1 protein-coding gene is annotated in these 388 nt (G+C 47.2%); it reads left to right on the top strand.

The features are described 5' to 3' along the window. Window positions 1-388: beta-ketoacyl synthase N-terminal-like domain-containing protein (locus RVS70_RS23085; protein ID WP_321135079.1), on the top strand; the 388-nt coding region annotated here is incomplete at both ends.

The raw sequence follows: 388 nt of genomic DNA on the forward strand, positions 1-388 counted from the left end.
GGAGACGCAGGCTTAACCGGACAGGCCTTATCAAGCCGCCCGACAGGAGTATTTGTCGCAGCCGGCAATACGGATACAGCTGTGATTCCATCCTTAATTCCAAACCGTAGATCCTATGCGCTTGATGTAAAAGGGCCAAGTGAATATTATGAAGCTGCCTGTTCCTCAGCTCTAGTGGCTTTGCACAGAGCTATACAATCCATTCGAAACGGCGAATGTGAGCAAGCCATTGTCGGGGCTGTGAATTTGCTGCTTTCACCAAAAGGCTTTATTGGCTTCGACTCAATGGGCTATTTGAGTAAGAAAGGACAGGCCAAATCCTTTCAAGCAGATGCAAATGGCTTTGTCAGAAGTGAAGGAGCAGGAGTTCTCATTATTAAACCTTTGC

Origin of the sequence: Virgibacillus sp. M23, assembly GCF_034190895.1 — a bacterium.
In the GTDB taxonomy this organism is placed as follows: domain Bacteria; phylum Bacillota; class Bacilli; order Bacillales; family Amphibacillaceae; genus Virgibacillus; species Virgibacillus salarius.